7 protein-coding genes are annotated in these 6,900 nt (G+C 47.1%); 3 read left to right on the top strand and 4 right to left on the bottom strand.

All coding sequences use genetic code 11. The annotated features are described in order from the left end of the window. Positions 1 to 138: 138 nt before the first annotated feature. Entirely contained in the window at positions 139 to 864 is a 726-nt protein-coding gene (locus OWQ48_05820; GenBank protein ID MCY0868726.1) for a P-loop NTPase, read from the bottom strand. A 2-nt stretch (positions 865 to 866) separates the two neighbouring features. Further along, on the bottom strand, positions 867 to 1,253 hold the full coding sequence (gene hypA, locus OWQ48_05815) for a hydrogenase nickel incorporation protein HypA (GenBank protein ID MCY0868725.1): 387 nt from the start codon (positions 1,251 to 1,253) through the stop codon (positions 867 to 869). Positions 1,254 to 1,341: 88 nt separating this feature from the next. Here hypA and OWQ48_05810 point away from each other — a divergent pair, with 88 nt between their 5' ends. Continuing rightward, on the top strand, positions 1,342 to 2,628 hold the full coding sequence (locus OWQ48_05810) for a hydroxymethylglutaryl-CoA reductase, degradative (protein MCY0868724.1): 1,287 nt from the start codon (positions 1,342 to 1,344) through the stop codon (positions 2,626 to 2,628). 60 nt (positions 2,629 to 2,688) lie between these two features. On the opposite strand, the gene OWQ48_05805 is transcribed toward OWQ48_05810, so the two are convergent. Further along, positions 2,689 to 4,050, bottom strand: coding sequence for a bifunctional hydroxymethylpyrimidine kinase/phosphomethylpyrimidine kinase (locus tag OWQ48_05805; GenBank protein MCY0868723.1), 1,362 nt, complete (start codon positions 4,048 to 4,050; stop codon positions 2,689 to 2,691). A 66-nt stretch (positions 4,051 to 4,116) separates the two neighbouring features. Here OWQ48_05805 and OWQ48_05800 point away from each other — a divergent pair, with 66 nt between their 5' ends. Together OWQ48_05800 and OWQ48_05795 are read left to right on the top strand one after the other, a co-directional pair. After that, a complete protein-coding gene (locus OWQ48_05800) occupies positions 4,117 to 4,908 on the top strand; it encodes a sulfide-dependent adenosine diphosphate thiazole synthase (GenBank protein MCY0868722.1) in 792 nt (263 codons plus the stop codon). Positions 4,909 to 4,962: 54 nt separating this feature from the next. Next, on the top strand, positions 4,963 to 5,277 hold the full coding sequence (locus tag OWQ48_05795) for a hypothetical protein (protein ID MCY0868721.1): 315 nt from the start codon (positions 4,963 to 4,965) through the stop codon (positions 5,275 to 5,277). A gap of 10 nt (positions 5,278 to 5,287) precedes the next feature. On the opposite strand, the gene OWQ48_05790 is transcribed toward OWQ48_05795, so the two are convergent. After that, a complete protein-coding gene (locus OWQ48_05790) occupies positions 5,288 to 6,808 on the bottom strand; it encodes a PKD domain-containing protein (GenBank protein ID MCY0868720.1) in 1,521 nt (506 codons plus the stop codon). Between the last annotated feature and the right edge of the window lie 92 nt (positions 6,809 to 6,900).

Here is a 6,900-nt window from a genome sequence, read left to right as displayed (position 1 = left end):
AAAACCTTAAAGATCTAGCTGAGAAGCCTGCTTCCTGGATTGCATCTCTACCTAAATTCGGCCCTCGCATAGCAGAGGAGATCGAAAGACAGTTAAGAGAAATAGGGTTGAAAACTAACTCCGTTATACATGAGACAGCTAAGAAGCAGTGAGGAGGGCTTGAATGATGCCATCGAGGATTCTTTGATCCATGCACTCGCCGACCCTTCTCGAAGCAATACACTCCTCGATGCCTGGGATGAAAGGTATATAGCCTAAGTAGCTCGCTTTCTTCAGCATAGGGTTGCCTCGGAGCCCTCCATAACCCATATTCTCCACTAAGCCAATCCAGTTGTAGCCGGCTTCATCTAGTAAAGTGATTAACCTCGAAACACTTCTAAGAGCCAGTTTACTTGGGGTTGCAACAATGATTGGTTTAATGTAGCTTCTCAGAGAATACAATAGATCCAGGTGTTCATCACTGATGCCAGGCGGGGTGTCTATGAAGAGGATGTCGAGATCACCCCATTTAACTATAGCTAGAAGCTCTCTCAATACATCTCCAGTTTCACCGCCCCGCAATGGTAGAGGCTTCTCGCCGGTGAAAGCTGCAATGCTAACATACCTCATACTATCCACGTTGTACGGCTCTATACCTTTCTCCTCCCGGTATCTTATCTCCTCTGGCTTCAAGCCAAGGAGTACATGGGTTGATGGATTCACTATATCTGCGTCAAGGAGGCCCACGCTAAGCTTTCTTGAAGCGTAGAGTGCTAGGAGAGTTGAAACTGTCGTCTTACCGACACCACCCTTGATGCTTAGAACAGCGTAGGCTCTTCTAACCCGCGATATATTCCTTGATATACTGTGAAGCCGTGGATCCACGCTCAACCCGGTACCACCTCAGCTATAGAGACTCCTCTACCCTTGATTATCGTGAAGTCTCTGCTCCCGCATTTAGGGCACCTCGTAAATGCATGGATGGACTCAGGGATGAAGTGTACTGCCTCCCGCTCAGCATCACTCAACTGGTTTAACTCAATTCTCCAAGTATACCCGCATGTATTACACTTTAACTCAGGTTCCTCCTCCTCTATAACAAGCTCGCCGAGCTCCAGATTACTCATTGAAGCTATCTCCTTTAAGCTAAATGTCAAAACCTCTCTATCAATACTCTGGAGTACTCCAAGCTTGAGCCTCAGCCTTCTAACAGTCTTAAAGCCTTGGTCGAGAATATAGTATACTATTGACTCTGCTAAAGCCCACTCGTGCACCAAGACTACACCACCTCACAACTTATTTACATTACCAGGTGACACTATAATAATTGTTGCAAGATATCAATGTATAGGTGTACTAGGCATGAGTGAGAAAACCAGTAGGATCCCGGGGTTTTACAAGCTACCCATGCATGAGAGAAGGAGAATTATAGGAGAGTGGGCCGGGCTCTCTAAAGAGGAGTTGGAGGCTCTAGGCAACCTTGGAAATCTACCTGAGAAGATAGCTGACAGCATGATAGAGAATGTTGTAGGAGGCATGACCTACCCCTTCGCTATTGCAACAAACTTCCTGATTAACAATAAAGAGTACTTGATTCCAATGGTTATTGAGGAGACTAGTGTTGTAGCAGCAGCAAGCAATGCTGCCAGAATGCTCAGGTATAACGGGGGAATTAAGGCTTCAGCTGAAAGGCAGGAAATGATCGGTCAAATACACTTAGTTAAAGTGAGCTCACCTAAGCTGAAAGCAATGAGAATTCTCGAAGCTAAGAAGGAGATATTAGACTATGCTTCACAGCAGGATCCAACACTCTTAAAATATGGCGGCGGGCCACGGGACCTTGAAGTGAGAGTTGTAGAACACCCTCTACTAGGAGGAGTAATAATAGTGCACTTAATCGTGGATGTAAGAGACGCTATGGGAGCTAATACCGTGAACACTATGGCTGAGGCTGTAGCTCCTCTTCTAGAGAAGCTTACAGGAGGCGAGGCAAGACTGAGAATTATCTCAAACTATGCTGTCTACAGGATTGCGAGAGCCTGGGTTGAAACACCAGTAGAGGAGGTTGGAGGCTTAGATGTAGCAGTAAGGATTATGGAGGCGTCAATACTAGCTGAGATAGATCCTTACAGAGCTGTAACACATAACAAGGGTATAATGAACGGCGTGATAGCCGTAGCCCTCGCTACAGGACAGGATCACAGGGCGATCGAGGCTGGAGCACACGCGTACGCAGCTCGCTCAGGAGTATACAAGCCCCTCAGCCACTGGGAGGTCACAGGAGATAAACTACTAGCTGGCACTCTCGAGATACCACTACAGGTAGGCGTGGTTGGAGGAGCAACAAGAGTACACCCAGTGGCTAGAATAGCCTTAAAAATACTTGGAGTTTCAACTGCAAGAGAACTAGCTGAAGTCATGGCTGCAGTCGGCTTAGCCCAGAATCTCGCAGCTTTACGAGCGCTGGTCACAGAGGGAATACAGAAAGGTCACATGAGGCTTCACGCTAGAAACCTAGCTATAACGGCCGGGGCTACAGGAGACCTGATAGACAAGATTGCTGAGAAAATGATTAGAGAGGGAAAGATTAAATACGACTACGCAAAAGAACTCGTGGAGAAAGCCGCTAGAGGCGAGCCCCTGGACTAGAAGAAGGGGGAATTTACACTAGATTTCATCGTAATCCATCGCGGAGCAATGAGAGGCGGTTTAAGATAGTATGTCAAGTATTTTTCTAACTACTTCTACAGCACTCTCCCCGAGAATCCTTGCCATAGCCTCCTTCCCAATATCCCCGGTATCGTAGATTATATCAGGCTTCTCACTTATTCTAAAGGCCTCCCTGATGATCCAGGGTATTGAAGCCCCTTCTCTAGCCTTAATATCAGGGGGTTCTCTACTTCTATCCACATATACTACTCTATACCCCTTCCTGATAGCTCTTTCAATGAATCCTTTATCATGAGCGATGTTCACGGCTGCTCTCACAGAGGGATTATACTTTACTGCCTCTAAGATGGCTCTTGCGAGATGGCTTGAAGCACCTGGTTTAACAGGCCCTATAGGCTTAATGGTATCACCGTATCTGACTATTCTTCCTGCTACTGCTATAACATCACTTGTACTCCTAGCGTATCTGGGAGCTATTATTCTAGCTATATTCATTCCCACCTCAGGTACCAGGGGTTTTATCACGCTGGCGTTTGCTACTACGATCTCTACGGCTTCCTCAACGTCTACTATTGCCCAGTACTTCTCTGCCGGTATTTCAATCCATGCTGCAGGATTAATGGGACAGTATCCCCCACCAATCTTAAGTCCGTAATCTATTGCTACTGTTATAAACTTCTTTGCTAACTCCACTGACTCAGGAATACTCAGCCCTTTAGCTAACCCGGCTGCTATAGCAGCTGAGTAACCGCATCCACCGCCGTGAGTACATCCTTCTCTAATCCTCGGCGCCCTGTACTCTCTGAAATCTCCCCTCCAGTAGAGAATGTCCACTGATTCATCTCCCTCGAGATGACCGCCTTTGACAACTACGGCTTCAACACCGGTCTCAACAGATATTTTTCTCGCGGCTTTTCTAGCATCCTCGAGACTTTTGATTTCAAATCCAGCTAGAACTTCAGCTTCAAGCTTATTTGGCGTGACAACTCTAGCCAAGGGTAGTAGCTTGTCGACTAATGCTTCCACTGCATCCTCCTTAAGAAGTCTAGCCCCGCTCTTAGCCACCATGACTGGATCCACAACCAGGGGAAACCTGTACCTCCCCACAGCTCTTGCTACAGCCTCAATGATCTCCTTGTTGCTCAGCATTCCTGTCTTACCTGCATCTATCCCTATATCCTCCGCTACAGCCTCAATCTGCTTGTAGACTATATCAGGTGGTATATCGTGTATAGCTGTTACCTCACGAGTGTTCTGTGCTGTAACACTAGTTAAAGCGACTACTCCGTAGACTCCTAGCGCAGTGAAGGTCTTAAGATCCGCTTCTATCCCGGCTCCACCGCCGGAGTCGCTTCCAGCGATTGTTATAGCAATAGGAATAGGCTTAGTTCCTCCTGGCATACACGATAACCCTATAATTCATAATTTAATAAAAGACTTATAAGGGAAACAGCATGGTCAGAGTATATGGTGAACTACGTGGACCTCGAGAGTAGTATAACTAGAGTTATATGGGAGGAGGTATCGAGAGATTGGGTCGACTTCGCTAGAAGTGATGTCATAGTAGTTGGAGCCGGACCATCCGGGCTAGTAGCCGCTAAGTACCTGGCTGATAATGGATTGAAGACCCTCGTGGTTGAAAAGCGTTTAAGCTTCGGGGGAGGAATAGGCGGTGGAGGAATGCTCCTTCACAAGGTAGTCGTGGATGAGAGAGGATTAAGTATACTAGAAGACTTCAAGGTTAAGTATAAGCCGTCGAGTGTTAAAGGGCTATACATTATTGATTCAACTGAACTTATCGCTAAGCTATCCACAGGGGCTTTGGATGCAGGTGCTAGAATAATACTCGGGGTTTCAGTTGAAGACTTAATTGTAAGGTATAATCCTTTTAGAATCCAGGGAGTAGTACTCCAGTGGAGTGCAGTGCAGCTGGCAGGGCTACACGTGGATCCATTATTCATAGAATCCAGTGCTGTAATAGATGCTACAGGACATGATGCCGAAGTACTTAGAATTACGGCTAGAAAGAACCCTGAAGCTGGCTTGAGAATACCGGGTGAGAAATCAGCTTACACGGAGCTAGCAGAAAGAAACGTAGTTGAATACACGGGTAAAGTACTCCCAGGATTGTATGCTACAGGCATGGCTGTTGCATCACTACACGGATTGAATAGAATGGGACCTATATTTACAGGCATGCTACTCTCAGGGAGAAGAGTAGCTGAACTCGTAGTTAAAGACTTAGCAAGACTACCCTAAGTAGCCTGTAAGACTAAAATAAGCCGGCATTAAAGTATACAGACGGTGGAGTCTTTGAGCCAGGAGGATTTAGAGACAGCACGCTTCTATATTCAATCTAAGACCGGGTCTATGGTGACCAGGATACGTAACATTGTGAATCAATCAATGGATCTAAGATGCCGCTTACTAGCTGTCGGCTGCATTGTAGAAAGCCATCCCGAGGATACTGCACTCTTAGAGCGAGAGCTAACGGAGATGTACCGTGAGCTCGAGTTTCTCCGGGAGATACTGAGGCATCTAGAGCTAGATATGGAGGAGCTAGTAGTGCACGCCAGAAGACTTATTGAAATAGTAGAAGGTAGTAAACGTAAAGGGAGTATAGAGTAGCTTACCTCAATTAGATTTTTAACGAGGTTGCACCACGCTTCGCTTCCCTGCTTCTATCTACGGCACCCACCAGCTTCAGTGATACTATCTGCAGAGGGAGGCTAACCCTCCACGCTGCACCACCTATCATGCCTCCACCCAGGAATCCAATGATATTTGGGAGTATAGCGTATACGAAGATTCCCGTGAGAGCCTGCCCCACGCTTCCGACCTGGCTGGTCCACACTCTGAGGAATACTGCTGTTAGTGGTCCTGATAGCAGTATTCCACTCCATAAGCCTAGAAGCCATTTAACTGTGCCTCTAAACCCTGGGTGAAGGTATGCTACTGCGAGAAGAGGGGTTGAAGCTGCTAGAGTTAGCGTAAGCCAGTGTCTTAAAGCTATAAGGGCTCCGGCTACCGCGATTATCACGGTGATCAATGCTGCCAGATGGGCGGCGAGGGGTACGAAGAAACCTAGTCCCAGCCCTGCCGCGATGAGTGTTAGAGTTGAGGCTACCACCGGTGTTGGATTCACGCCTTCTATAATCCCTGCTGAAATAGTATTCAGTACATCCACGGTTGCATTGTACACGTAGGGTCCTGTGAAGGCTAGAAGTAAAGCTACAAGAGCTTCCCTAACTGAGTCTACAAGTCCCCTGGCATCCCCTGCCACTGCTGCATGGAAGAGTCTGAATGCAAGGAATAATCCAAGACCACTCATAGATACATTTAATACGGCTTCATATAGACTCCACGCCTCGCTATTCTCTTCGAGTCTAGGTGATGTTGTAAGAAGCTGGAGATTAAACGGCATTGTAAGAGCCTGCCAGAATGAGCTGGAGAAGTCCGCTACAGGTTTAACTATCACGTTGAACGGCCACGGGGGCTCCCACGGTGGCTCGGAGACGCTGACCGCGATACTGTTAACTCCCCTCTTATTTCCGCTAGATGCTTCGACTGTAACAGTGTAAACACCACTCGAGCTGTAAGAATGCTCTACTCTTATAGACGGGCCTCCAGTATAATTCTCTACTACCCCATCACCCCATGAAACAGTGTACTCGACTTCCACAGGGGCAGGGTAAACCGTGATATTCAAGTAGACTGCTTCACCAGTATAGAACCCTTGCTTCGGCAGGTCTAAATGCACATAGAGGATACTGCCGGGAGTCCAGGTTTTAAATCCAGCTAGATAGAGGCTTGCCAGCCCCAGGCCTATTATGAGAAGGCCGCTTAAAACCTGCAGAGACCCTTCCTCTATTCTTCCCGACACCACGTATAATCCTCCCACCATCATTAATCCTAGCGAGATAGCAGAGTAAACCCAGCCGTAGGGCTGCGCTAGCAGTAGAGTAATATTGTCGCCGTAGAGTCCGCTTAACAATACCTCAGAGAACCCAGCTATGAGGAACCCTGTTAAACCTGCTAGAAACCATCTCCCTGCATCCCTATGCCCGAGCACCCGTTTAACAATAGAATACACTATAACTGTAGAGCTTGAAGCCCATAGAATCCACTCGAGGTAGCCTAGAATCGTGGCTGTATTCATCTAAAGCACCCTTCAAGAAGTGGGGGTTCGTGTTTAATAATCAGGGCTCCACAAGCATATACGATCATACTTATATACCTAAGTTAAGGAAG

This window comes from Desulfurococcus sp., from assembly GCA_026626905.1.
Taxonomy (GTDB): Archaea; Thermoproteota; Thermoprotei_A; order Sulfolobales; family Desulfurococcaceae; genus Desulfurococcus.
Note: the sequence above shows the minus strand (reverse complement) of the source record. Positions and strands in the feature narration are given on the sequence as shown.